Origin of the sequence: Halomonas urmiana, from assembly GCF_005780185.1 — a bacterium.
In the GTDB taxonomy this organism is placed as follows: Bacteria; Pseudomonadota; Gammaproteobacteria; order Pseudomonadales; family Halomonadaceae; genus Halomonas; species Halomonas urmiana.
In genome coordinates this window covers 73,471-97,254 of the sequence record NZ_VBUI01000014.1, presented here as the reverse complement: position 1 = coordinate 97,254, position 23,784 = coordinate 73,471, and the positions used below count along the sequence as shown (strand labels likewise).

Sequence of the window (23,784 nt, the reverse complement as noted above, 5' to 3'; positions counted from 1 at the left end):
GCGGTTTGCATCGCGAATGGGCTCGGATATCCTGTCGAAAACAGTGTTCGATGAGAGTATCCTTGTCGTCCGACGCGCGCTGCGCGCCACCACTCCGTGAGGATCCCGATGGCTCGTCCCAGACAGCATGCCCCCGAGGCGCTCCATGCCCACGTCATGGACGCCTGCGATGCCTGGCTCAGGCAACATCCGGTCCACACGTTGTCGCTGCGGGCGCTCGCGCGCGAGGTCGGCTGCGCGCCCAGCACCCTGCTCAAGCTCTATGGCAGCTTCAGCAACCTGCTGCAGCACGTCAACGTCGAGAGCCTGGCGCGGCTGCGCGAGGTGATCGAGCCGCTACTCACCGATGCCGTGCCCGAGCGGCGCCTCAAGGCCCTGGCGCGGGCCTACTGGCAGTTCGCTCGCCAGGACCCCCATCGCTGGCAGCTGCTCTTCGACTACCCCCTGGCCCAGGAGGGCGAGCTGGATCAGCGTCAGAACGAGATGATCGAGGGGCTGTTCCTGCGTGTGGAAGCGACTCTCAAGGAGTATCAGCCGGCGCTGGACGACCTGGAGGCCTGGCGGCTGAGCCGCACGCTCTGGGGCAGCGTGCACGGCCTGGTCCAGCTGGGCCTCAACGAGCGCCTCGGTCACTGGCACGGCGAACCGCTGGAGGTGAGCGACCTGCTCGACCAGCTGCTCGCGACCATCCTGGCCGGCCTCAGGCGCGCGCCAGACGCGTCGTGATGTCCCCATTGCTGTGGGGGGCGACGGGACTGGTGATGGCCGCGGGGGGCTGGCGGTTGGCCAGCGCTCCGCGGCCCTTACTGCGGCGCACCCTCACCCTGCTGCTCCACCTGGCCTATCGGCTGCGCTTTCGCGGTCGCAGGCGCATTCCCGCGAGCGGCCCGGCCATCGTCGTCTGCAACCACGTCAGCTTCATGGACGCCCTGGTGGTGGGCGTAGCCAGCCCACGCCCGCTGCGCTTCCTGATGGACAAACCGATCTATGATTCGCCCTGGCTCAACTGGCTGTTCCGCCGGGTGGGCGCCATTCCCGTGGCCGCCGACCGTCGCGATCCGGGCAGCGTGCGTCAGGCGCTGGCCGAGGTCAGCCGGGCGCTGCGTCGGGGGGAAGTGGTGATGGTGTTTCCCGAGGGGCGACTGACCCCGGACGGGGAGATGCAGCCCTTTCGCCGCGGCCTCGAGCTGATCCTGGCGCGCGATGCGGTGCCGGTGATCCCTGCCGGCCTGGCCGGCCTCTGGGGCTCCTGGACTTCGCACCAGGGCGGCAAGGCGCTGACCCGGGCGCCGCGGCGTTTTCGCGCCCGGGTGGCGCTCTACTTCGGCGAGGCCATGGCGCCCGGCGAGGCGAGCCGACAGCGGATCGCCGAGCGGGTGAGCGCCCTCAAGGCCGAGGCCGACGGCTGGGCCAATCCCGACGCGCGGCGCGACTAGGCGGCTCCTAGGCGACTCGCGCGGCGCGGCGCATCGGCTGCCAGCAGCGGGCCGCCGTGATCAGGTTGTCGCGCACCTCGAGGATCTCCATGCGCACGTTGCCGATCTGCAGGCAGACCGGCCCGTCGGGGAAGGACTCCAGGTGCTCGAGGATCACGCCGTTGAGGGTCTTGGGCCCGTCCGTCGGCAGCTGCCAGCCCAGCGCCTTGTTGATGTCGCGGATGTTGGCGGTGCCGTCGATCAGGTGGCTGCCGTCGTCCTGCGGGTGAATCTCCTGGTCGAGGCCCGCCACATCGGTGGTGAACTCGCCGACGATCTCCTCGAGGATGTCCTCCAGGGTCACCAGGCCCTCCACGTCGCCGTACTCGTCTACCACGATCCCTATACGCCGCTTCTGCTTCTGGAAGTTGAGCAGCTGGGTGTGCAGCGGTGTGGACTCGGGGATGAAGTAGGGCTCACGAGCCTCCTGGACGATGGCCGCCTTGGTCACGTCGCCGCGCGACAGGAAGCGCGCCGCGTTGCGCAGGTGCAGCATGCCGATGATATTGTTGATGTCGCCCTTGTAGATCGGTACCCGGGTGTGCTGGCTGGTGCGTATCTGGGCGAGGATCTCCTCCAGGTCGTCGTCCAGGTCGAGGCCCATCACCTCGTGGCGCGGCACCATGATGTCGTTCACCGTAACGTTCTCGAGGTCGAGGATCGACACCAGCATCGCCTGGTGACGACGGGGAATCAGCGGGCCGGCCTCGTGCACCACGGTGCGCAGCTCGTCCCGGGTCAGGTTGTCGCCGCCGGCTTCCAGGGTCTTGACCCCCAGCAGGCGCAGCAGGCCGTTGGAGATCGCGTTGACCAGCCACACCAGCGGGTAGAGCAGCTTGAGCAGCGGCTCCAGTACCACCGAGGCGGGGTAGGCGATGCGCTCGGGCTTGACCGCCGCGTAGGTCTTGGGGGTGACCTCGGCGAAGATCAGGATGGTGATGGTCAGCAGTGCCGTGGCGACGGCCGGACCGGTGACCTCGCCGAAGAAGTGGATGGCGATGATGGTGGCGATGGAGGCCGCCAGGTTGTTGACGAAGTTGTTGCCGATCAGGATCACGCCGATCAGTCGATCCGGCCGCGCGAGCAGGCGCATGACCCGCTGGGCGCGCGTCTCGCCGCTGTTCGCCTGATGGCTCAGGCGGTAGCGGTTGATCGACATCATCCCGGTCTCGGAACTGGAGAAGAAGGCGGACAGGCAGACGAGCAGGAACAGCAGGCCGAACAGCAGTCCCAGCGGGAAGTCGTCACTCAATGTCGAAGGATCCTCAAAGGCGTATCAGGCTCGAGTTGTATGGGCTCGCTCGACGGGTGTCAAGGCGGGGGCGGTCTCAGCTGCGGTCGAGCACGATCTCCAGCACGAACTTGCTGCCGAAGTAGGCCAGCAGCAGCACCAGGCAGCCGCCCAGCGTCCAGCGCACCGCACGCATGCCGCGCCAGCCCAGCCGATGGTGGCTGAACAGCAGGGTGGCGAAGATCACCCAGGCGGCTAGCGAGAGGATCGACTTGTGGGCCAGGTGCTGGGCGAACATGTCGTCGACGAACAGAAAGCCGCTGACGATCGACAGAGTCAGCAGGATCATGCCGGCCCAGATCAGCTCGAAGAGGATCCGTTCCATGGTGGTCAGCGGGGGCAGCGACTGGACGACCCCGCGTATGTGGTGGTGACGAAGCGCCTGGTTCTGGATGCCCAGCAGTACCGCCTGGACGGCGGCGATCGCCAGCAGCGCAAAGGCCAGGGCGCTGCTCAGGGCGTGCAGGGCGATGCCCGGGGTCATGCCGGTGGCGCGTTCGGGGCTCGGTAGCCCGGCCGCCAGCAGCAGACTCAGGCCGGCCAGCGGCAGCAGCCCGGTGGCAATGTTGAGCACCGGCTTGAAGAGGCTGACCAACAGCAGCAGCAGCACCGCCAGCGCGCCGACCAGTACCGCGCTGGTGGAGAGGCCGGGCAGTAGGGAGTCGCCTCGGGCCAGCAGCGTGGCGGCCAGGGGCAGGTGGCAGAGCAGGCCGAACAGGGCCAGGGCACGCACCAGCATGTCGCGCGGCGGTACTCGTCGGGCCAGGGCGAGGCCCTGCCAGGAGGCGGCCCCCACGTAAAAGAGGAAGGCCATGACGGCAAGTGATAGCGGCTGCATCGATCGCTGTCCGTGCGCCTTCGCCAGCGCCTGAGCTTATGAAATGGTGTTGCTACTATACCGAATCCCCGGGGCGGCGCACAGCACGGCGGCGCCCCTCGGCGCAGCGAATGCCGGTCATGCATGGAGACTGCCGGCCAGGGCGCGTATAATTTCGACCATTGCAGGGAGTCCCGGCCGATGCCGGATCGGTCTCCCCGGCCATCGTGATTGGAGAGGCCCCATGTTCCAGAATCTCAGCGAGCGTCTTTCCCAGACGCTCAAGTCCATCAAGGGTCAGGCCCGCCTGACCGAGGACAACGTCAAGGACACGCTGCGCGAGGTGCGCCGAGCCCTGCTCGAGGCGGACGTCGCGTTGCCGGTGGTCAAGGCCTTCATCGACCGAGTGCGTGAGCGTGCCGTGGGGCAGGAGGTCTCCCAGAGCCTTTCCCCGGGGCAGCAGTTCGTCAAGATCGTCCAGCAGGAGCTCGAGGCGATCATGGGCGAGGCCAACGAAGGCCTGGCCCTCAAGGGCTCGCCGGCGGTGGTGCTGATGGCCGGTCTGCAGGGCGCGGGCAAGACCACCTCGGTGGCCAAGCTGGCGCGCTACCTGCGCGAGCGCGAGAAGAAGAAGGTGCTGGTGGTCTCCGCGGATGTCTATCGGCCGGCGGCCATCGACCAGCTCGAGACCCTGGCCCGCGAGGTCGAGGTCGACTTCTTTCCATCGCGCAGCGATCAGCAGCCGGTGGCTATCGCCGAGGCGGCCATCAAGCACGCCAAGATCCAGTTCCACGACGTGGTGCTGGTCGATACCGCCGGTCGCCTGGCCATCGACGAGGCGATGATGGCCGAGATCCAGGCGCTGCATAAGGCGGTGGTGCCCGACGAGACGCTGTTCGTCGTCGATGCTATGACCGGCCAGGACGCCGCCAACACGGCCAAGGCCTTCCACGAGGCGCTGCCGCTGACCGGGGTGATCCTCACCAAGGCCGACGGCGACGCCCGCGGCGGCGCGGCGCTCTCAGTGCGCCACGTCACCGGCAAGCCAATCAAGTTCATGGGCGTGGGCGAGAAGGTCGATGCCCTGGAGCCCTTCCACCCGGACCGGGTGGCCTCGCGCATCCTCGGCATGGGCGACGTGCTCTCGCTGATCGAGGAGGCCGAGCGCACCGTCGACAAGAAGAAGGCCGACCAGCTCGCCAAGAAGGTCAAGAAGGGCCAGGGGTTCGACCTCGAGGACTTCCGCGACCAGCTTCAGCAGCTCAAGAAGATGGGCGGCATGGGCGGCCTGATGGGCAAGCTACCGGGCATGGGGCAGATGGCCGAGATGGCCCAGGGCCCCGGTCCCGAGAAGGAGATGGGCAAGCTCGAGGCGCTGATCAACTCGATGACCCCCCAGGAGCGTCGTAAGCCCGAGATCATCAACGGCTCGCGCAAGCGTCGTATCGCCGCCGGTGCCGGCCTGCAGGTCCCCGATCTCAATCGCCTGCTCAAGCAGCACAAGCAGATGCAGAAGATGATGAAGAAGGCGGGCCAGAAGGGCGGCATGCAGAAGATGATGCGCGGCATGTCCGGCATGATGGGCGGCGGTGGCCCGGGCGGTCCCGGCGGCATGGGCGGTCCCGGCGGCATGGGCGGTCCCGGCGGCATGGGCGGTCCCGGCGGGATGCCCCGGCGCTGAGCCGGCGCATGGCGCGGCGTCGAGCGCAAAAAGGTTTCCAAGTCGAGCGGTTTTCCGTAGAATATCGCCTCTTCACAGGCAGGACCGCGATCGACGCGGTCATCGTCGTGACCGAATGACCCGAAGCCGGGCCGTCGGCCCGCTTCCCGAAGCAGATTGTCGAGGGTCAGCAGGGTATCGGCGCCTCGGCCGAAACATCCGTAACTTCAACCGAAGGATAATCAACGCATGGTTACCATTCGTCTGGCACGTGGTGGCGCCAAGAAGCGTCCCTTCTACCACCTCACCGTGACCGATTCTCGCAAGTCCCGTGACGGTCGCTTCATCGAGCGACTGGGTTTCTTCAACCCCGTCGCCCGTGGTCAGGAAGAGCGCCTGCGCGTCGACCTGGAGCGCATCACCCACTGGCAGAGCCAGGGTGCACAGCTCTCCGATCGCGTCGCCGAGCTGGTCAAGGAAGCCCGCAAGCAGGCCTGAGCCTGATGCGGCTGCTGCAACGGTCCAGGGGTCGTCGATGAGCGAACATGCGCAAGCGCAGCCAGCCGACGATCACGTGGTGCTGGGCAAGCTGACCAGCCCCTATGGCGTGAAGGGCTGGCTGAAGGTGTATTCGTACACCAGTCCCATGGACGGCATCCTCGACTACGAGGCCTGGGTGCTGCGCCAGGGAAGTCGCCTGACGCGCGCGCGCTTGCTGCAGGGACGTCGTCAGGGCAAGGGCCTGGTGGCGAGGCTCGAGGGGGTCGACAGCCGCGAGGCGGCCGAGGCCCTGGCGGGTGCGGAGATCCTGATGCCCAAGGCCGAGCTTCCCGAGCTCGACGCCGATGACTACTACTGGTATCAGCTCGAGGGGCTCGCCGTGGTGACTCGTGAGGGGCTCTCACTGGGGCGCATCGACCACCTCTTCGAGACCGGCGCCAACGACGTCATGGTCGTGAAGGGCGCGGCCGATGAACGCATCGAGTCTCGCGAGCGACTGCTGCCCTTCCTGCCCGGCGACGTCGTGCTGGAGGTCGATCTCGAGGGTGGCGTGATGACCGTCGACTGGGATCCGGAATTTTGAGTTCCGATTCGATCCCGGCGCCGGCCATGTGGATCGGCGTGGTGTCGCTGTTTCCCGAGATGTTCGAGGCGATCACTCGCCACGGCGTCACGGGCCGCGCGGTGGAGAAGGGGCGCATCGCGCTCGAGTTCTGGAATCCCCGGGACTACGCCACCGACCGGCATCGCACCGTGGACGATCGCCCCTACGGCGGCGGCCCGGGTATGCTGATGAAGGTCGACACCCTGCGGGCGGCCATTCACGCCTCCCGCGAGCGCGCCGAGGCCGCCATCGGCCAGCGAGCGAAGGTGATCTACCTGTCCCCCCAGGGGCGGCGGCTGGATCAGCAGGGCGTACAGGAACTGGCCTCGGGCCCACCCCTGGTGGTGGTGGCCGGGCGCTACGAAGGCATCGATGAGCGGGTGGTAGAAGCCGACATCGATGAGGAATGGTCGATCGGTGATTATGTGCTCAGCGGCGGTGAGCTGCCAGCCATGGTGCTGATCGATGCCGCGGCAAGGCTGGTGCCCGGGGTGCTGGGCCATCAGGATTCCGCGGTCGAGGACTCCTTCAACGACGGGCTGCTGGACTGCCCGCACTACACGCGCCCCGAAGACGTCGACGGGCGGCGAGTGCCGGAGGTCCTGCTCAGCGGCCACCACGGCGCCATCCGGCGCTGGCGGCTGAAGCAGTCATTGGGGCGGACCTGGCTCAGGCGTCCCGACCTGCTGGAAGGCAGGACGTTGAGCGACGAGCAGCGTGTGCTGCTCGAGGAGTTCATCGAGGACTACGCGCTGTCCCCTCGACAGGCCAGTCAATAGGTCGGTCGAGAGAGGTCGGAGCGGAGGTGCAGGACGCGTCCCCAGGATGTCGGACCTGTGTCACCAACAGCATTCCCGCGCTCTCGAGTCGTCTCGGGCGCCGGGATCACGACACGCCGGCGACGAACCGCATCCGGCGCGTCACGAAGTTTATTGAGGAGTTATTGTCATGAGTAGCAAGAACAAGGTGATCCAGGCGCTCGAGACCGAGCAGATGAGCAAGGAAGTCCCGGCCTTCGCCCCCGGCGATACCGTGATCGTCCAGGTCAAGGTCAAGGAAGGCACCCGCGAGCGTCTCCAGGCCTTCGAAGGCGTGGTCATCGGCAAGCGTAACCGCGGCCTGAACTCCGCCTTCACCGTGCGCAAGATCTCCCACGGTGTCGGCGTCGAGCGTACCTTCCAGACCTACAGCCCGCTGGTCGATTCCATCCAGGTCAAGCGTCGCGGTGACGTGCGCCAGGCCAAGCTGTACTACCTCCGCGAGCGCAGCGGCAAGTCCGCCCGCATCAAGGAAAAGCTGGCCTGAGGCGAGAGCCTCTGCCCGCGTGTGGTGTCGGGGCGCTGGTCCCGTCTCCACTTCCGGAACCCCGTCACCGCTGCCGCGGGGCGGGGTTTCGTTCTGATGGGGCGTGTCCGGGAGTCGTATGGGAACCACCACGCAGGCCGCAGCGCTGATCGATGCCTTCCTCGACGGCCTGTGGCTGGAGCAGGGCGTCAGCGACAACACGCTGAGCGCCTATCGCCACGACCTGACCCGCTGGCAGGCCCGCCTGGCAGAGGCCGACGAGCGGCTGCTGTCGCCGGCAAGCGCGGCGCTGCCAGCCTGGCTCGATGAGCGGCGCGAGGCGGGTTACAGCCTACGCAGCAACGCCAGGCTGCTGTCGAGCCTCCGGCGCTTCTACCGCTGGGCCCTGGGCGAGGGGCTGGTCGATCACGACCCGCTGGTCGACGTGCGCCTGCCCCGGGTGCGCCCGTCGCTTCCCGACACCCTGGAGGAGGGCGAGGTGGAGCGCCTGCTTGCGGCGCCGGATCTCGCCACCGATCTTGGCGTGCGCGATCGGGCCATGCTGGAAGTACTCTACGGTGCCGGGCTGCGGGTCACCGAGCTCGTGGGGCTGACCACCGACGCGGTCAACCTGCGCCAGGGCGTGGTCAGGGTGCGCGGCAAGGGCGACAAGGATCGCCTGGTGCCGTTGGGCGAGGAGGCCGTGAGCTGGCTCGAGCGCTACCTGCGCGGGGCCCGTGGCGCGCTGATGGCCGACATCACCCGGCCGGCCCTGTTCCCCGGACGCGACGACCGCTGCCTGACCCGCCAGGCCTTCTGGTACCGCATCAAGGCCCATGCGCGGGTCGCCGAGATCGATCGGCCGCTGTCGCCGCACACCCTGCGTCACGCCTTCGCCACCCATCTGTTGAATCATGGCGCCAATCTGCGTGTCGTACAGCTGCTGCTCGGTCACAGCGATCTCTCGACCACGCAGATCTATACCCATGTGGCGCAGGTGCGACTCGAAGACCTGCATGCCCACCATCATCCTCGAGGCTGAACCATGAGATTATCGACCCTTACCGTCGGCGGGGGCCTGCTGGCGGCGTCCCTGGCCCTGCTGCCCGTTGCCCAGGCCGACCCGGCTCGGCAGCTGGCCGAGACCCTGTCGGTCAACGGCCAGTCCATGCCGGTGGAGCGCGTTCGCGAAACGCCGCTGGAGGGCTTCTATGAGGTGACGCTGGAGAGCGGCGAGACCTTCTACAGCAACGCCGAGGGCAGCCACTTCCTGGTCGGTGACCTCTACGAGAATGCCGAGCACGGCCTGGTCAACCTCACCGAGCAGGGCCGCAATGCCGAGCGCAGCGCGCGTCTCGCCGCGGTGTCGGAGAGCGAGCGGGTGATCTATCGCGGCACCGGCGAGAGTCGCGCCGAGCTGGTGGTCTTCACCGATACCACCTGCCCCTACTGCCGTCAGCTCCACGAGGAGGTGCCGCGGCTCAACGAGATGGGCATCGAGGTGCACTACCTGGCCTTTCCGCGCAGCGGGCTGGGCTCGCCCGGCGGGCGCCAGCTGCAGCAGGTGTGGTGCGCCGACAACCCGACCGAGGCGATGTCGGCGGCGAAGCGTGAAGAAGCGCTGAGCGGCGCCGCGGACTGCGACAATCCGGTCGAGGAGCAGTATCATCTGGGCATGCAACTCGGCGTGCAGGGCACGCCGGCGATTGTGCTGCCCGACGGCCGCCTGGTGCCCGGCTATGTGCCGGCGGAGCGTCTGGCCGCCATGCTCGGCCTGAGCGAATGATGGCCGAGTGATGACCGACGTCGACGAGCGTCGGCACGAGGGGCCCATGCGGGCCCCCTACATGCTGAGACACACGCCAGAACAAGGGGAAAGACATTGAAACCGGTGAGAGTGGGAATCTGTGGCCTGGGGACCGTCGGTGGCGGAACCTTCAACGTGCTGACACGCAACGCCGACGACATCGCCCGGCGGGCGGGGCGTCCGATCGTCATCGAGCAGGTCGCCTTCCGCAGCCTCAATCCCGAATGTGACACCACCGGCATTCGCACCACCTCCGACGTCTTCGAGGTGGCCACCAATCCCGACGTCGACGTGCTGGTCGAGCTGATCGGCGGCTACGACGTGGCGCGCGAACTGGTGTTGACCGCCATCGAGCACGGCAAGCATGTGGTCACCGCCAACAAGGCGCTGATCGCCGTGCACGGCAACGAGATCTTCAAGGCCGCCCACGAGAAGGGCGTGATCGTCGCCTTCGAGGCCGCCGTGGCCGGCGGTATCCCGGTGATCAAGTCGCTGCGCGAGGGCCTCGGGGCCAACCGCATCGAGTGGGTCGCGGGCATCATCAACGGCACCGGCAACTACATCCTTACCCACATGCGCGACGAGGGCCGCGCCTTCGAGGACGTGCTGGCCGAGGCCCAGGCGCTGGGCTATGCCGAGTCCGATCCGACCTTCGACGTCGAGGGCATCGATGCCGCGCACAAGCTGACCATCCTCGCCTCCATCGCCTACGGCGTGCCGCTGCAGTTCGAGAAGGCCTACACCGAGGGTATCTCGCGGATCACCGCCGAGGACGTGGAGCAGGCCGACAACCTGGGCTACATCATCAAGCACCTGGGGATATCCAAGCGCACCGAGTCCGGGCTCGAGCTGCGCGTGCACCCGACCCTGATCCCCAAGGAGCGGCTGCTGGCCAACGTCCATGGCGTCAAGAACGCCATCGCCGTGATGGGCGACGCCGTGGGGCCGACCCTCTACTACGGTGCCGGCGCCGGCGCCGAGCCCACCGCCTCCGCGGTGGTCGCCGACCTGCTGGACGTGGCCCGCGACATCGCCACCGATCACCACTACCGCGTGCCCTACCTGGCCTTCAGCGGCATCGACGAGGACGTCAGCCAGCTGCCGATCATGCCCATGGAGGACATCACCACCGCCTATTACCTGCGGCTGCTGGCGGTGGATCGCCCCGGCGTACTGGCGCGGGTGGCGACCATCCTCGCCGAGCAGGGCATCTCCATCGAGGCGCTGATCCAGAAGGAGGCCACCGAGGGCGAGCTGGTGCCGATCATCCTGCTGACCCACCGCACCCGCGAGAAGCAGATGAACGAGGCCATCCGCCTGATCGAATCGCTGGCCGACGTCGCCGGCCCGCTGATGCGGATCCGCGTCGAGTCGCTGGACGAGCAGGAGTAACCCGGGCTTCGCCCGGAGCTGTAAGCCGTAAGCTTGAAGCTGGAAAAGCAAACCAGCGGATACTGGAGAGCTTGTAGCTGCCTAGGGTGGTTGCCGCTATCTGTAGCGCGGGGCGCCGGGGACAAGCCGAAGAGGAGGTCCTATGCCAAGGATGGCATCGGTAGCGCCCAGGGATGGGTTTACAGCGCCTCCTTGCAGTCTTGTCGCCGGATCAGTCCCGAGCGAGTAAAGGAACCGAACGATGCGCTATATCAGCACCCGCGGGCAGGCGCCCGCGCTCTCCTTCGAGGAGGTCGTGCTCACCGGCATGGCCAGCGACGGCGGGCTCTACGTCCCCGAGACGATCCCCCCCCTCGGCCATGACGAGCTGGCCGCCATGGCCGGGCTCTCCTACGCCGAGATCGCCTTCCGGGTCATGCAGCCCTACGTCAACGGCGAGATCGACGACGACACCTTCCGCGGCATCGTCGAGGAAGCCTACGCCACCTTCAGCCACGATGCCGTGGTTCCGCTCAACCAGCTCGACGCCAACCACTTCCTGCTCGAGCTCTTCCACGGTCCGACGCTGGCCTTCAAGGACGTGGCGCTGCAGCTGCTCGGCCGCATCCTCGATCACTTCCTGAAGAAGCGCGGCGAGCGGGCGGTGATCATGGGAGCGACCTCCGGCGACACCGGCTCCGCCGCCATCGAGGGCTGCCGCCACTGCGACAATCTCGACATCTTCATCCTCCATCCCCACAACCGGGTTTCGGAGGTGCAGCGCCGCCAGATGACCTCGGTGCTGGCCGACAACGTCTTCAACGTCGCCATCGAGGGCAACTTCGACGACGCCCAGGCGATGGTCAAGGCGAGCTTCGCCGATCAGGGCTTCCTCGAGGGCACCCGGCTGGTGGCGGTGAACTCCATCAACTGGGCGCGCATCATGGCCCAGGTGGTCTACTATGTGGCCTCCGCCGTGGCCCTCGGTGCCCCGCACCGCGCGGTCAGCTTCTGCGTGCCCTCGGCGAACTTCGGCAACGTCTTCGCCGGCTACATCGCCAAGCGCATGGGGCTGCCGGTGGAGCAGTTCATCATCGCCACCAACGCCAACGACATCCTGCACCGGACGCTGTGCGACAATGACTTCTCCAAGCAGGAGCTCAAGGCCACCCTGGCACCCTCCATGGACATCGTGGTGTCGTCCAACTTCGAGCGGCTGCTGTTCGAGGCCTACGGCCGCGACGGCGAGGCGGTCCGAGCCCTGCTCGAGCGCTTTCAGCACGAGCCCACGGCGCTGGCCGAGGCGCCCCTGGCCACGCTTCGCGAGAGCTTCGCCAGCCACAGCGTGGACGACGCCACCATCCTCGAGGTGATCCGCGAGGCGCATCATCGCACCCAGGAGATCCTCGACCCGCACACCGCCACCGGTTACCGGGCGGCCGAGCGGGCGCGCGCCGATGCCACGACCCCGATGATCACCCTGGCCACGGCCCATCCGGCCAAGTTCGCCGAGGCGGTGGTCAAGGCGGGCTTCCCGGGCGTGCCGCTGCCGCCGCACATGGATGACCTGCTGGAGCGCGAGGAGCGCTACGCCGTGCTGCCCGCGGAGCTCTCCGCCGTGCAGAAGTTCGTGGCTGAGAACCGTCGCTAGAGCGGTAAGCCATAAGCTTGAAGCTTGAAGAAAAAGCCTGGTCGCTCCTTGTGGCAGATACAGGCTGTCTTCGAGCTTCGAGCTTCGAGCTTCGAGCTTCGAGCTTCGAGCTTCGAGCTTGTGGCCGGATCCGCCCCGAGCGGGCCTCGGCCTCCCGCTGCCCTTCTTCGTGTCTCTTGATTGCAGGAGCCAGGCTTGGACGCCGTGACCGATCCTACCGACCTGAATGAACGCCTCCAGCCGCGCATCGAGCCGCGCCCCCGAGACGAGGCGCTCTATGCTCGTGCCCGTGAAGAGGGCCTGACCGAGCTGCAGGCCCGGGTGCTGGCCGGGCGGCTCGCCGGGTATGACGGCGAGTTGGCGCCGCTGGTCTCGCCGAGCCTGCGCCACCTGGCGCATCCCGAGAAACTCGCCGACGCCCGTCGCGCGGCCGAGCGCATCGCCCAGGCGGTGGTCGACGGCGAGCACATCGGCATCCTCACCGACTACGACGTGGACGGCATCACCTCCCACGTGGTGATCCGGCGCACCCTGGTGGAACTCTTCGGAGTGCCGGAAGCGAAGCTGCACAGCCTGATCGGCCATCGCATCCACGACGGCTACGGCATCAGCCTGCCGCTGGTGGAGCGCACGCTGGCGCTCTCGCCGCGGCCGAGCCTGGTGATCACCGCCGACTGCGGCAGCTCCGATGAGCCGCGCATCGCGCGGCTCAAGGCCGCCGGCGTCGAGGTGGTGGTCAGCGACCATCACGCCCTGCCGCGGGAGGGGCCGCCGGCCTCGGCCTACGCCACCGTGAACCCGACCCGCGAGGACTGCGACTACCCGGACCCGACCATCGCCGGCTGCATGGTGGCGTGGCTCGTGATGTCGCTGGCCCGCCGAGTGCTGGTCGAGTGGGGCGTGCTGGCGCCGGCGACCCCGAAGCTCTCGCCCTGGCTCTCCTACGTGGCGCTGGGCACCGTAGCCGACTGCGTGTCGCTGGGCGGCAGCGCCGCCAACCGCGCCGTGGTCCACCACGGCCTGACCCTGATCAACCGCATGGAGGCGGCCTGCTGGCGCGCCATGGCGGCGCGACTGGGCGCCGACAGCGTGCCCTTCGACGCCGAGACCCTGGCCTTCCAGATGGGGCCGCGCATCAACGCCCGCTCGCGGCTCGACGATCCCTACGCGGCGCTGCACTTCATGCTCGCCGCCGACGAGGCGGTGGCCCATCGCCACCTCGAGACGCTCGATCAGGACAACCAGTCCCGCAAGGCGATCGAGGCGGAGATGGCCCAGCAGGCCAAGACGCTGGCCCTGCCGGCGCTCGCCGCCGATGCGCCCGCCATCGTGATCTACCTGGCAGAGGGGCATCCCGGGGTGCAGGGCATCGTTGCCTCGCGGCTGGTGCAGGCCTTCGGCCGGCCGGCCCTGGTGCTGACCCCGGCGGCGGCGCCGGGCATGCTGACCGGCTCCGGGCGCTCCATCGAGGGGCTGCACCTGCGCGAGGCGCTGCAGCGCACCTTCGAGCTGGCGCCCGAAACGCTGCCGCGCTTCGGCGGCCACCGCGGCGCCGCCGGGGTGGGGGTGCCGGCCGAGCGTCTGGACGACTTCCGTGACGCCTTCCTCACCGCCGTGGGCGAGCAGCTGGGCGACGCCGAGCTGCGTCCGCGCATCCTCACCGATGGCAAACTCGCGCCCCACCAGCTCGGCCTCGCCACCCTGGACGAGCTCGAGCGGCTCGCGCCCTTCGGCCGCGAGTTCGATGCGCCGCTCTTCGAGAGTGAGTTCCTGGTCGAGGCGCTGCGCCCGGTGGGCGCCGACGGCAGCCATCTGATGCTCGAGCTCTCCGCCGGGGCCACGAGCCTCAAGGCGATCTGGTTCCGCGCCCTCACCCCCGGCGAGGTGCCGGCCTTCGGCGTCGGCGCCACGCTGTACTGCGCCTTCAAGCTCAATCGCAACCGCTGGCGGGGGCGCGAGTCTCTGCAGCTGATGATCGAGCACGCCGAGCCACGCTAAGCACGGGAGGACACATGGACCCTCAGGACCTGCCCACCGATCGCCACCGCCTCCATGAGGACGTGATGGCGATGCTGGTCGGCACGCTCTTCGTCGCCCTCGGCGTCAGCTTCTATACCCAGGCGATGCTGCTCACCGGCAGTACCGCGGGCCTGGCCTTCCTGCTGCAGTACGCCACCGGCTGGCGCTTCGGGGTCGGCTTCTTCCTGATCAACCTGCCGTTCTATTGGCTGGCGATCCGGCGCATGGGCTGGAGCTTCACCCTGCGCACCTTCGTGGCCATCGCGCTGGTCTCGATGTTCTCGGAGCTGACCGCCGGCTGGGTGAGCTTCGAGCGATTGCAGCCGCTCTACGCCGCCCTGATGGGCGGCAGCCTGATCGGCATCGGCATGCTGGTGCTGTTTCGTCACCGCACGAGCCTGGGGGGCATCAACATCCTCTCGCTCTTCCTGCAGGATCGCTACGGCTGGCGGGCGGGCTACGTGCAGCTGGGCATCGACGGACTGATCATGTTGATCGCCCTGTCGATGCTGCCCCTGGAACAGGTCGGGCTCTCGGTGCTGGGCGCCGTGGCGCTCAACCTAATCATCGCCCTGAACCACAAGCCGGGACGCTACATGGGCGTCAGCTGACCTGACGAGGGCTCAGTAGGTCGGCCAGACGCCGGGCGTGGCCAGCTCCAACAGGTGACCGTCGGGGTCACGGAAATAGAGACTCTCTCCCCCTCGTGGCCAGTGGGTGCGCCCCTCGATGGCAATGCCGTGCTCCTCGAGCTGGCCCTCCCAGGCCGCGAGCTCGCGGGCGGCGATGGCGAAGGCGAGGTGCACCCGGCCGCTGCCGTCGTGGGGCGGGATGGTGCCCATCTCGTCGGGCAGCACCACGGTTTCCAGCGTCTCGCCGTGCCGGAACAGCAGCAGCACCGTGCTAGCCCCGGCGTCATAGGCAGTGAAGCGGTGATCGGCGTTGAAGGGCGAGAGTCCCATCACGCCTTCGAAGAAGGTCCGCGCCCGGGCCATGTCCGCCACGTAGAGCGCGGTTTCCAGTACGCCGTTGAGCATGGGCATGGCCACCTCCGTTTCCGCTATCCCCTTTCAGTCTAGCAAGGGTCAGCGCCGGCTCCCCCAGAACCACCAGGCGATCAGGGCGATCAGCGCCAGGCCGGCGAGATTGACGATCCAGCTCATGACAGGGCCTCCTTCGTTTCCCGGGGGGGTGACGTTTCCTTGCCGGCATCGGTGTCGCCCCGAGTACGGAACAGGCGCAGCCGGTTGGCATTGCTCACCACGGTGATCGAGGAGAGCGACATGGCAGCGCCGGCGATCATCGGTGAGAGCAGGGTACCGGTGAAGGGATAGAGCACCCCGGCGGCGATGGGGATGCCGAGCACGTTGTAGCCGAAGGCACCCACCAGGTTCTGCTTGATGTTGGTGAGGGTGGCCCGGCTGATCTCGATGGCGGCGGCCACACCGTGCAGCGAGCCGCGCACCAGGGTGATGCCGGCGCTCTCGATGGCCACGTCGGTGCCCTGGCCGATGGCGAAGCCGACGTCGGCCCGGGCCAGCGCCGGGGCGTCGTTGATGCCGTCACCGACCATGCCGACCACCTCGCCCTGGGCCTGGCGGCGGCCGATCTCGTCGAGCTTGTCCTCGGGCAGCAGGCCGGCGCGGAAGTCGTCGATGCCTACCTCCCGGGCGATGGCGGCGGCGGTGTGCGCGTTGTCGCCGGTCAACATCACCACCGTCAGGCCGTCGGCCTGCAGGCGCTTCACGGCGGCGATGGTGTCGTGGCGCAAGGGGTCGCTGATGCCGAAGACCGCGGCAAGCCGGCCGTCCACGGCGAGATACACCACGGTGCGCGCCTTCTCCTCGAGCCCGCCGGCGATCTCGCGGCCGGCGTCCAGCACGACGCCGGCCTCCTCCAGTAACCGGGCATTGCCCAGCAGCAGCGGCCGGCCGTCGGCGGTGCTCGCCGTGATGCCCCCGCCGGTGACGGTGTCGAAACCGGTGATCTCGCCGGGCTCGGCGCCTTGCGCCTCGGCATGGGTCATCAGCGCCTCGGCCAGGGGGTGCTCGGAGCCCCGCTCCAGGGCCGCGACCAGGCCCAGTAGCGTCCGCTCATCGCCGTCTAGGACCTCGGCCTCGGTGAGGCGGGGCTTGCCCTCGGTGAGGGTGCCGGTCTTGTCCACCACCAGGGTGGAGAGCTTGCTGGCGGTCTGCAGGGCGTCGCCATTGCGGACCAGCACGCCGTGCTCTGCGGCCTTGCCGACCCCGATCATGGTGGAGATCGGCGTGGCCAGTCCCAACGCGCAGGGGCAGGCGATGATCAGCACCGTGGTGGCGGTGACCAGCATGTGGGTCACCCGCGGTTCGGCGCCAAAGTTGAACCAGGCGAGCGCGGTGAGCACGGCGATGATCATCACCGAGGGCACGAAGATGCTCGACACCTTGTCGGCCAGCTGACCGATGGGTGGGCGGGAGGCCTGGGCGCTGGCCACCTGCTCGGTGATCTGGCCGAGGCGAGTGTTCGCCCCGACGCGGGTGGCCCGGTAGACCAGGCCGCCCTTGCCGTTGACGGTGCCGGCGCTGACCTCGTCGCCTTCGCCCTTGGCCACGGGCACGGGCTCGCCGGTCAGCATCGACTCGTCGATGTGGCTCTGCCCTTCGCTCACCTCGCCATCCACCGGCAGGCGCTCGCCGGGGCGCACGCGGATCTGGTCGCCCTGGCGCACCTCGTCGATGTCGACCTCGCGCTCCTCGCCATCGCGGATCACCCGGGCGGTACGACTCTGCAGGTCGAGCAGGCGCTTCAAGGCCTCGCTGGTGCGGCCCCGGGCACGCAGCTCCAGGGCGTTGCCCAGCAGCACCAGGCCGATGACCATCGCCGAGGCCTCGAAGTAGATGCCTCGGGCCACCTCCGGCAGCCAGGGTCCGACGGCCACCACCGCCATGGAATAGAGCCAGGCGGTGCCGGTGCCCATGGCAATCAGGGTGTCCATGTTGGCCTGATGGTGGCGGAAGTTCTTCCAGGCGTTGACGAAGAAGTGGCGTCCCGGATAGGCCATCACCGCGAGCGTGAGCAGGCCGATCGCCAGCCAGTAGAGGCGGCCACCGCCCACCGGCTGGGGGTGATAGACGAACATGCTGGCCATCAGCGGCACGGCGAGCGCTAGCGACAGCAGGCTGCCCCTGAGGCGCTGGCGATAGGTCTGCTCGTCCTTGCGTGCCCGGGCCTCTTCGGCCTCGCGCATGTCGACGATGGGCTCGGCGCCGTAACCCACGTCCTCCACGGCGTGGATCAGGGCATCCGGGTCGGCGCTGCCGCGCACCTGGGCGGTATGGGTGCCGAAGTTTACCTCCGCGCTGATCACCCCGGGGGTCTTCTCGATGGCCTGCTGGACGCTCTTCACGCAGCTGGCGCAGGTCATGCCACTGATCGAGAAGCGACGGGTCGCGGGTCGCTTCTCAGCATCCGGTTCGTTACTCGGCGCGTCGTCGGAGGCCTGGGGGTGAGGTGCCTCTGACTCGTTGGCTCCGCGTGCCTCGGCTCCGCGGGAGGCGTCCGAATCGGTGGTAGCCTCGTCTTCACCGTCACCCGGCGGGTAGCCGGCCTCGACCAGGGTGTCGTCCAGTTCGCTCGCCGAGAGCATGGTGGTGATATCGAGGCGCTTCTCGGCCGGGGTGCCGGCCACCTCGGCGTCGGGATCTCGTGCCTGTATGGCCTTGCGCATCCGGCCGACGCAGCCCTGGCAGCTCATGCCGGGAACGTGGCGCTCGTAGTGCTGCTGGCCGGCCGCCGGGTAGCCGGCTTCGATCAGCGCTTCGTCCAGGGCGTCATCGTTCAGTCGGGTGGCGACTTCGAGGCGCTTCTCGGCGGGGGTGCCGGTGATCTCGGCCTCGGCGTCCTGGACCTGAATGGTGTGGCGTATCGTGGCCACGCAGCCCTGGCAGTTCATGCCAGGCACCCGGCGCTCGAGGGTATGTCGGGCGTTCATCGCGTCTCCTCGCCGGCATCCTGGCCGGCATTGAGCGGTTCGGGAAAGCTCTCGATCAGCCGGCACAGGCTGTGGCCGTCCGGCGTGCCGTCGGGCATCTCCTCCCAGGCCGCGAGGGCCTGCTCCATGCGCATGGCCAGCGCCTCCAGCTCGGCGATGCGGGCGCGGATCTGGGGCAGTCGGCTGGCCAGTAGGTCGCGCACCATCGGGCAGGGCGAGTCGCCATGGTCGGCATGCTCGAGGATGTCGCGAATCTCGGCCACGCCGAATCCCAGGGTACGGGCGCGCTGAATGAAGCGCAGTCGCTCCAGGTTCCGCTTATCGAATAGCTGATAGCCGTTTTCGGGATGACGCTCGGGGGTCAGCAGCCCCTCGCGGGTGTAGTGGCGCACGGTCTCGGCGGTGACGCCGGCCTGGCGAGCGATCTCGCTGACCTTCATCGAGGGATCTCCAGTGAATGTCGTGATGGGAGTGTAAAACCTTTGGGTTACCCATGGGTCAAGGATCGGCGGCACCCTTCAGTCATGGCGGGCGACTAACTGATAAGTCAATGAAAGATAAAGAGTTGAAACGATCGTTCTACCAAAGTATTAGCAAGTTTAGCTTTAAAACGGTCGTTTGGGCTTGATCCCCGGAGGGAGATGCGCGAACACTGACGGCATGTGACCGCCTCGCGGCAAAACGACAATAACGATCCATCGGAAAAGGGATGCCTCGCCATATGCCCCATCACGTCAATCGGCTGACCATTGCCATCGCCCTTGCCTCCACGGCGCTGATCGCCGGCCAGGCGGCCGCCTCCGGCTTCCAGGTGCGTGAGCAGAGCGCCAAGACCCTCGCCAATGCCCTCTCCAACGCCGCCGCCGGCGCCGAGGACGTCAGCTTCATGGCCTACAACCCGGCCGCCATCGGCAACATCGACGGCAATCAGGTGGCCGGCGGGGTGGCCCATATCGATGCGGATTTTGAGCTGCAGGATGCCACGGCTTCCCAAGGACCGATCGTCTATGGCGTCAACCAGTCCGGCCAGGGTGGTGAAACGGCCACGGTGCCGAGCTTCGCCGCCAAGATGCAGCTCAACGAGCGGTTCGATCTGGGCCTGGCCATCTACGCTCCCTACGGGCTCTCCACCAAGTACGACGAGGACTGGATCGGCCGCTATCATGCCGTGGAGACCGAGCTCACTACCATCGACTTTCAGCCGACCCTCAACTATCGAGCTTCCGAGCGGCTCAACCTGGCCGTTGGCCTGCGGGCGCAATATGCCGATGCGACGCTTTCTAACGCCATCGACTTTGGCACGGCAGCAGCCCTTAAAGGCGGAACCCCCGGTCGCGATGACGTGATTGGTACGGTTGAGGGTGATGACTGGGGCTATGGCTATACCTTGGGTGCCCTCTTCCAGGTGACTGATAAAACACGGCTTGGCGCCAGCTACCGCTCCGAAATCGACCTGACACTCGATGGGGATGCGACCTTCCGGGGCACCACACCCTACTCCGATGGTGCGGTTGCCACGGAAGCGGATCCTCGCATCATAGATCGTGGCGGCAAGGCCGAGCTGACGACCCCCGCCAACCTGAATCTGGGCGTCTATCACCAGCTGACCGATCGGCTGGCGCTGATGGCCAACGCCGAGTGGACCGAGTGGAGCAGTTTCGACGAGCTGACCGTCGAGTTCGAGGACAGCACCGACGACAGCACCACCACCGAGAACTGGGACGATACCTGGGCCTTCTCGGTGGGTGCCAACTACGCCTTGAATAACCAGTGGCTGCTGCGTGCCGGCCTGGGCCTCGACGAGAGCCCGGTGCCGAGCCCCGAGTTCCGCACCCCGCGGGTGCCGGATGCCGATCGCCAGTGGGCGACCTTCGGCGCCACCTGGATGCCCAGCCCAGAGCTCAGCATCACCGCCGGCTACATGCATGTCTTCGCCGACGACGGCGGCATCGATCAGGACGGCAGCAAGGAAGAGAACGCGACCAAGGGGAGCCTGAACGGCACCTACGAGGTGGAGGCCGACGTCTTCGCCCTCTCGGTGGACTACCGCTTCTGAACGCGGTCTTTTCTGCACGACCTTCTTGGTACGACCCTCACGACCCCGGCCACTGGCCGGGGTCTTGGCGTATGAGAGGGCAGGCGGCCGATTCCTCGAGGAGGCCCGCCTGCATCGGCTCCCGGGGATAGTCCTGGTGCCGAGTGCCGGGGAGGATGGTCGCTGCGGCCGGGTTTCGCTACAATAGCTCCCTTTTCCGCGTCGCTGCGGCGGCCGTCTTTCCACTGCAGATTCAGGCGAGTGAGCCCATGCTGGAAACCAATGCCATCCACAATCTCATCAAGGACCTGTCCGCGCGGACAGACGTCCTGAGGGGGTATCTTTGACTATGCCGAAAAGAAGGATCGGCTAGAGGAAGTCACCCGCGAGCTCGAGGACCCCAACGTCTGGAGCGACCCGGACTACGCTCAGAAACTCGGCAAGGAGCGGGCGACGCTGGAGACCATCGTCGCCACCATCGACGAGCTCGACCAGGGCCTGGGCGATAGCCGGGACCTGCTGGAGCTGGCCGAGATGGAGGAGGACGAGGGCACCGTCGCCGAGGTCCAGAAGGAGCTCGACGGCCTGCAGGCGAGCCTCGCCAAGCTCGAGTTCCGGCGCATGTTCTCCGGCGAGATGGACGAGAACAACGCCTACCTCGACATCCAGGCGGGCTCCGGCGGCACCGAGGCCCAGGACTGGGCCAACATACTGCTGCGCATGTACCTGCGCTGGGCCGAGCACCACGGCTTCAAGGCGGAGATCATCGAGGTCTCGGCCGGCGACGTGGCGGGTATCAAGTCGGCCTCGGTGCATATCCAGGGCGATTATGCCTTCGGCTGGCTGCGCACCGAGACCGGGGTGCACCGCCTGGTGCGCAAGAGTCCCTTCGACTCCGGCGGTCGCCGCCACACTTCGTTCGCCTCGGTGTTTCTCTCCCCGGAGGTGGACGACAGCTTCGAGGTCGAGATCAATCCCTCGGACCTGCGCGTCGACACCTACCGCTCCAGCGGGGCCGGCGGTCAGCACGTCAACACCACCGACTCCGCCGTGCGCATCACCCACGAGCCCAGCGGCATCGTGGTGGCCTGCCAGAACCAGCGCAGCCAGCACGCCAACCGCGACTTCGCCATGAAGCAGCTCAAGGCGAAGCTGTGGGAACACGAGATGCAGAAGCGCAACGCCGCCAAGCAGGAGGCCGAGGACTCCAAGGCCGACATCGGCTGGGGCAGCCAGATCCGTTCCTACGTGCTGGACGACCAGCGCATCAAGGATCTGCGCACCGGCGTGCAGTCGAGCAGCTGCGACAAGGTGCTGGACGGCGATCTGGATCAGTTCATCGAAGCCAGCCTGAAACAGGGGCTCTGAGCCCTTGCCCTGCCGCGCACCGGGCGATGCTCGTGCGGTGCGCGGTGCGACGCCCACTCTTTTTCACAGTAGCGGCCTCTCGTGAGGCCGCGACGCCACAGGTAGCGACATGGCCCACCCGGACTCCCCGCAGAACGACGAGAACCGCCTGATCGCCGAGCGCCGTGCCAAGCTGGCCGCGCGCCGCGCGCGGGCCGCCGACACCGGCGAGAACGCCTTCCCCAACGATTTTCGCCGCGACAGCCTGGCCGCCGAGCTAAGCGAAGAGCTCGGCGACAAGGACAAGGCCGAGCTGGAAACGCTGGGTCGCCAGGCCGCTGTGGCCGGGCGCATCATGCGCAAGCGCGGGCCCTTCCTGGTCATCCAGGACCCCTCCGCCACGATCCAGCTCTACGTCGACAAGAAGGGGCTGCCGGCCGAGGTGCTCGAGGACGTCAAGGGCTGGGACATCGGCGACATCGTGGCCGCGCGCGGTCCGGTGCACAAGTCGGGCAAGGGCGATCTCTACGTGATGATGGTCGAGGCCCGGCTGCTCACCAAGAGCCTGCGCCCGCTACCCGACAAGTTCCATGGCCTGACCGACCTGGAGGCGCGCTATCGCCAGCGCTACGTCGACCTGATCGTGAACCCGGACTCGCGCCGGGTCTTCGAGGCCCGCGCCGGGGTGATCAGCGCCATGCGCCGCTTCTTCGAGGATCGCGGCTTCATGGAGGTCGAGACGCCGATGCTGCAGCCGATCCCCGGCGGCGCCACGGCTCGGCCCTTCGTCACCCACCACAATGCGCTGGACATCGACATGTACCTGCGCATCGCCCCGGAGCTCTACCTCAAGCGCCTGGTGGTGGGTGGCTTCGAGAAGGTCTTCGAGATCAACCGCAACTTCCGCAACGAGGGGCTGTCGACCCGGCACAACCCCGAGTTCACCATGATCGAGTTCTACCAGGCCCACGCCAACCATCATGACCTGATGGACCTCACCGAGGAGATGCTGCGCAGCGTGGCTCAGAAGGTGCTGGGCACCACCACCGTGGTCAACACCGTGCGCAACGCCGAGGGCGAGGTGCTCGAGACCTTCGAGTACGATTTCGGCCAGCCGCTGCGCCGCATCACCGTGTTTGACGCTATCCTGGAGTTCAACCCGGACATCCGTGCCGAGGCCCTGGCCGACGAGGCGGCGGCCCGCCAGATCGCCGAGCGCCTGGATATCGACGTCAAGGATGGCTGGGGGCTGGGCAAGATCCAGATCGAGATCTTCGAGAAGACCGTCGAGCACCGCCTCCAGCAGCCGACCTTCATCACCGAGTACCCCACCGAGGTGAGCCCGCTGGCGCGCCGTAAGGACAGCGATCCCTTCGTCACCGAGCGCTTCGAGTTCTTCGTCGGCGGCCGCGAGATCGCCAACGGCTTCTCGGAGCTTAACGATGCCGAGGACCAGGCCGAGCGCTTCGCCGCCCAGGCCGCGGAGAAGGAGGCCGGCGACCTGGAGGCGATGTACTTCGATGCCGACTACGTGCGCGCCCTGGAGATCGGCCTGCCGCCGACCGCCGGCGAGGGCATCGGCATCGACCGGCTGGTGATGCTGTTCACCGACAGCGCCTCCATCCGCGACGTCCTGCTGTTTCCCGCCATGCGCCCGGAAGTCGATTGACGGGCGAGGCGATGAGTTTAGGAGTGACGGAGGTAGGTCGAAGAGGAGGTCCTACGCCAGGGGTGAGGAGGATTCCTCCGAACGGGCTGGCCATGGATGGCCAGCACCGGTCCTGCAAGCGGAGCAGGATGCGAGAGCGCCGCAGGGCGTCGGTAGCGCCCAGGGAGGGGTTTGCAGCGCCTCCTCGTAGACCTGCCACCGGACCAGCCCAGCTCTCGTGTCCCGATGACCGGAAGTGTTGGTAAGGGGCGCCCTGAGCGCCCATAATGATCGTCGTTTCGAC

At 67.6% G+C, this 23,784-nt stretch carries 21 protein-coding genes; 16 read left to right on the top strand and 5 right to left on the bottom strand.

From position 1 onward, the window contains the following. Positions 1-108: 108 nt before the first annotated feature. Positions 109-726 (top strand): TetR/AcrR family transcriptional regulator, encoded by a 618-nt coding sequence (locus FEI13_RS10410; RefSeq protein ID WP_138181470.1) that lies wholly within the window; start codon positions 109-111, stop codon positions 724-726. Then, positions 726-1,436 carry a 1-acyl-sn-glycerol-3-phosphate acyltransferase gene (locus FEI13_RS10405; RefSeq protein WP_138181469.1) on the top strand — a complete coding sequence of 237 codons (711 nt, stop codon included), beginning with the start codon at positions 726-728 and terminating at the stop codon, positions 1,434-1,436. The genes FEI13_RS10410 and FEI13_RS10405 overlap by 1 nt, the downstream gene beginning before the upstream one ends. 7 nt (positions 1,437-1,443) lie before the next feature. On the opposite strand, the gene FEI13_RS10400 is transcribed toward FEI13_RS10405, so the two are convergent. Beyond that, on the bottom strand, positions 1,444-2,727 hold the full coding sequence (locus FEI13_RS10400) for an HlyC/CorC family transporter (protein ID WP_138181468.1): 1,284 nt from the start codon (positions 2,725-2,727) through the stop codon (positions 1,444-1,446). A gap of 76 nt (positions 2,728-2,803) precedes the next feature. Then, positions 2,804-3,604, bottom strand: a complete 801-nt coding sequence (locus FEI13_RS10395) for a cytochrome C assembly family protein (RefSeq protein WP_138181467.1) — start codon at positions 3,602-3,604, stop codon at positions 2,804-2,806. A gap of 223 nt (positions 3,605-3,827) precedes the next feature. Between FEI13_RS10395 and ffh the strand changes: the two genes are divergently transcribed. From ffh to FEI13_RS10340, 11 genes are all read left to right on the top strand, one after another. Continuing rightward, positions 3,828-5,264 (top strand): signal recognition particle protein, encoded by a 1,437-nt coding sequence (ffh, locus tag FEI13_RS10390; RefSeq protein ID WP_138181466.1) that lies wholly within the window; start codon positions 3,828-3,830, stop codon positions 5,262-5,264. 228 nt (positions 5,265-5,492) lie between these two features. Next, on the top strand, positions 5,493-5,741 hold the full coding sequence (gene rpsP / locus FEI13_RS10385; protein ID WP_071944078.1) for a 30S ribosomal protein S16: 249 nt from the start codon (positions 5,493-5,495) through the stop codon (positions 5,739-5,741). Between the two features lie 37 nt (positions 5,742-5,778). Beyond that, entirely contained in the window at positions 5,779-6,327 is a 549-nt protein-coding gene (gene rimM / locus FEI13_RS10380; RefSeq protein WP_138181465.1) for a ribosome maturation factor RimM, read from the top strand. Positions 6,328-6,353: 26 nt separating this feature from the next. Beyond that, entirely contained in the window at positions 6,354-7,127 is a 774-nt protein-coding gene (trmD, locus tag FEI13_RS10375) for a tRNA (guanosine(37)-N1)-methyltransferase TrmD (RefSeq protein ID WP_138181495.1), read from the top strand. Positions 7,128-7,296: 169 nt separating this feature from the next. Beyond that, entirely contained in the window at positions 7,297-7,653 is a 357-nt protein-coding gene (rplS, locus tag FEI13_RS10370) for a 50S ribosomal protein L19 (RefSeq protein ID WP_138181464.1), read from the top strand. Positions 7,654-7,771: 118 nt separating this feature from the next. Further along, positions 7,772-8,674 carry a site-specific tyrosine recombinase XerD gene (gene xerD, locus FEI13_RS10365; protein ID WP_138181463.1) on the top strand — a complete coding sequence of 301 codons (903 nt, stop codon included), beginning with the start codon at positions 7,772-7,774 and terminating at the stop codon, positions 8,672-8,674. Between the two features lie 3 nt (positions 8,675-8,677). Continuing rightward, entirely contained in the window at positions 8,678-9,418 is a 741-nt protein-coding gene (locus FEI13_RS10360) for a DsbC family protein (RefSeq protein WP_138181462.1), read from the top strand. Positions 9,419-9,514: 96 nt separating this feature from the next. Then, complete coding sequence (locus tag FEI13_RS10355; protein WP_138181461.1) at positions 9,515-10,831, top strand: homoserine dehydrogenase; 1,317 nt, start codon at positions 9,515-9,517, stop codon at positions 10,829-10,831. 241 nt (positions 10,832-11,072) lie between these two features. Beyond that, positions 11,073-12,461, top strand: a complete 1,389-nt coding sequence (gene thrC, locus FEI13_RS10350; RefSeq protein WP_138181460.1) for a threonine synthase — start codon at positions 11,073-11,075, stop codon at positions 12,459-12,461. Positions 12,462-12,665: 204 nt separating this feature from the next. Next, a complete protein-coding gene (locus FEI13_RS10345; RefSeq protein WP_420841588.1) occupies positions 12,666-14,459 on the top strand; it encodes a single-stranded-DNA-specific exonuclease RecJ in 1,794 nt (597 codons plus the stop codon). A 14-nt stretch (positions 14,460-14,473) separates the two neighbouring features. Next, positions 14,474-15,091: a YitT family protein gene (locus tag FEI13_RS10340; protein WP_138181458.1), complete on the top strand. Its 618-nt coding sequence runs from the start codon at positions 14,474-14,476 to the stop codon at positions 15,089-15,091. Positions 15,092-15,103: 12 nt separating this feature from the next. Here the strand turns inward: FEI13_RS10340 and FEI13_RS10335 are convergent, their stop codons facing one another. The 3 genes from FEI13_RS10335 to FEI13_RS10325 all read right to left on the bottom strand — a co-directional run bounded on the left by FEI13_RS10335 (position 15,104) and on the right by FEI13_RS10325 (position 18,890). After that, positions 15,104-15,523: a VOC family protein gene (locus tag FEI13_RS10335; protein WP_138181457.1), complete on the bottom strand. Its 420-nt coding sequence runs from the start codon at positions 15,521-15,523 to the stop codon at positions 15,104-15,106. Between the two features lie 116 nt (positions 15,524-15,639). Beyond that, complete coding sequence (locus FEI13_RS10330) at positions 15,640-18,213, bottom strand: heavy metal translocating P-type ATPase (RefSeq protein WP_240036495.1); 2,574 nt, start codon at positions 18,211-18,213, stop codon at positions 15,640-15,642. Between the two features lie 233 nt (positions 18,214-18,446). Beyond that, positions 18,447-18,890 carry a MerR family transcriptional regulator gene (locus FEI13_RS10325; protein WP_138181455.1) on the bottom strand — a complete coding sequence of 148 codons (444 nt, stop codon included), beginning with the start codon at positions 18,888-18,890 and terminating at the stop codon, positions 18,447-18,449. A gap of 269 nt (positions 18,891-19,159) precedes the next feature. Between FEI13_RS10325 and FEI13_RS10320 the strand changes: the two genes are divergently transcribed. The 3 genes from FEI13_RS10320 (at position 19,160) to lysS (ending at position 23,501) form a co-directional block, all read left to right on the top strand. Next, positions 19,160-20,506 carry an OmpP1/FadL family transporter gene (locus tag FEI13_RS10320; RefSeq protein ID WP_240036493.1) on the top strand — a complete coding sequence of 449 codons (1,347 nt, stop codon included), beginning with the start codon at positions 19,160-19,162 and terminating at the stop codon, positions 20,504-20,506. 248 nt (positions 20,507-20,754) lie between these two features. Then, positions 20,755-21,853, top strand: a protein-coding gene (gene prfB, locus FEI13_RS10315) for a peptide chain release factor 2 (RefSeq protein ID WP_138181454.1) whose coding sequence is annotated in 2 segments (ribosomal slippage) — positions 20,755-20,829 and positions 20,831-21,853 — 1,098 coding nt in all. Because the reading frame shifts where the segments join, the coding sequence is not laid out codon by codon here. A gap of 109 nt (positions 21,854-21,962) precedes the next feature. Next, positions 21,963-23,501, top strand: coding sequence for a lysine--tRNA ligase (gene lysS / locus FEI13_RS10310; RefSeq protein ID WP_138181453.1), 1,539 nt, complete (start codon positions 21,963-21,965; stop codon positions 23,499-23,501). Positions 23,502-23,784 lie beyond the last annotated feature (283 nt).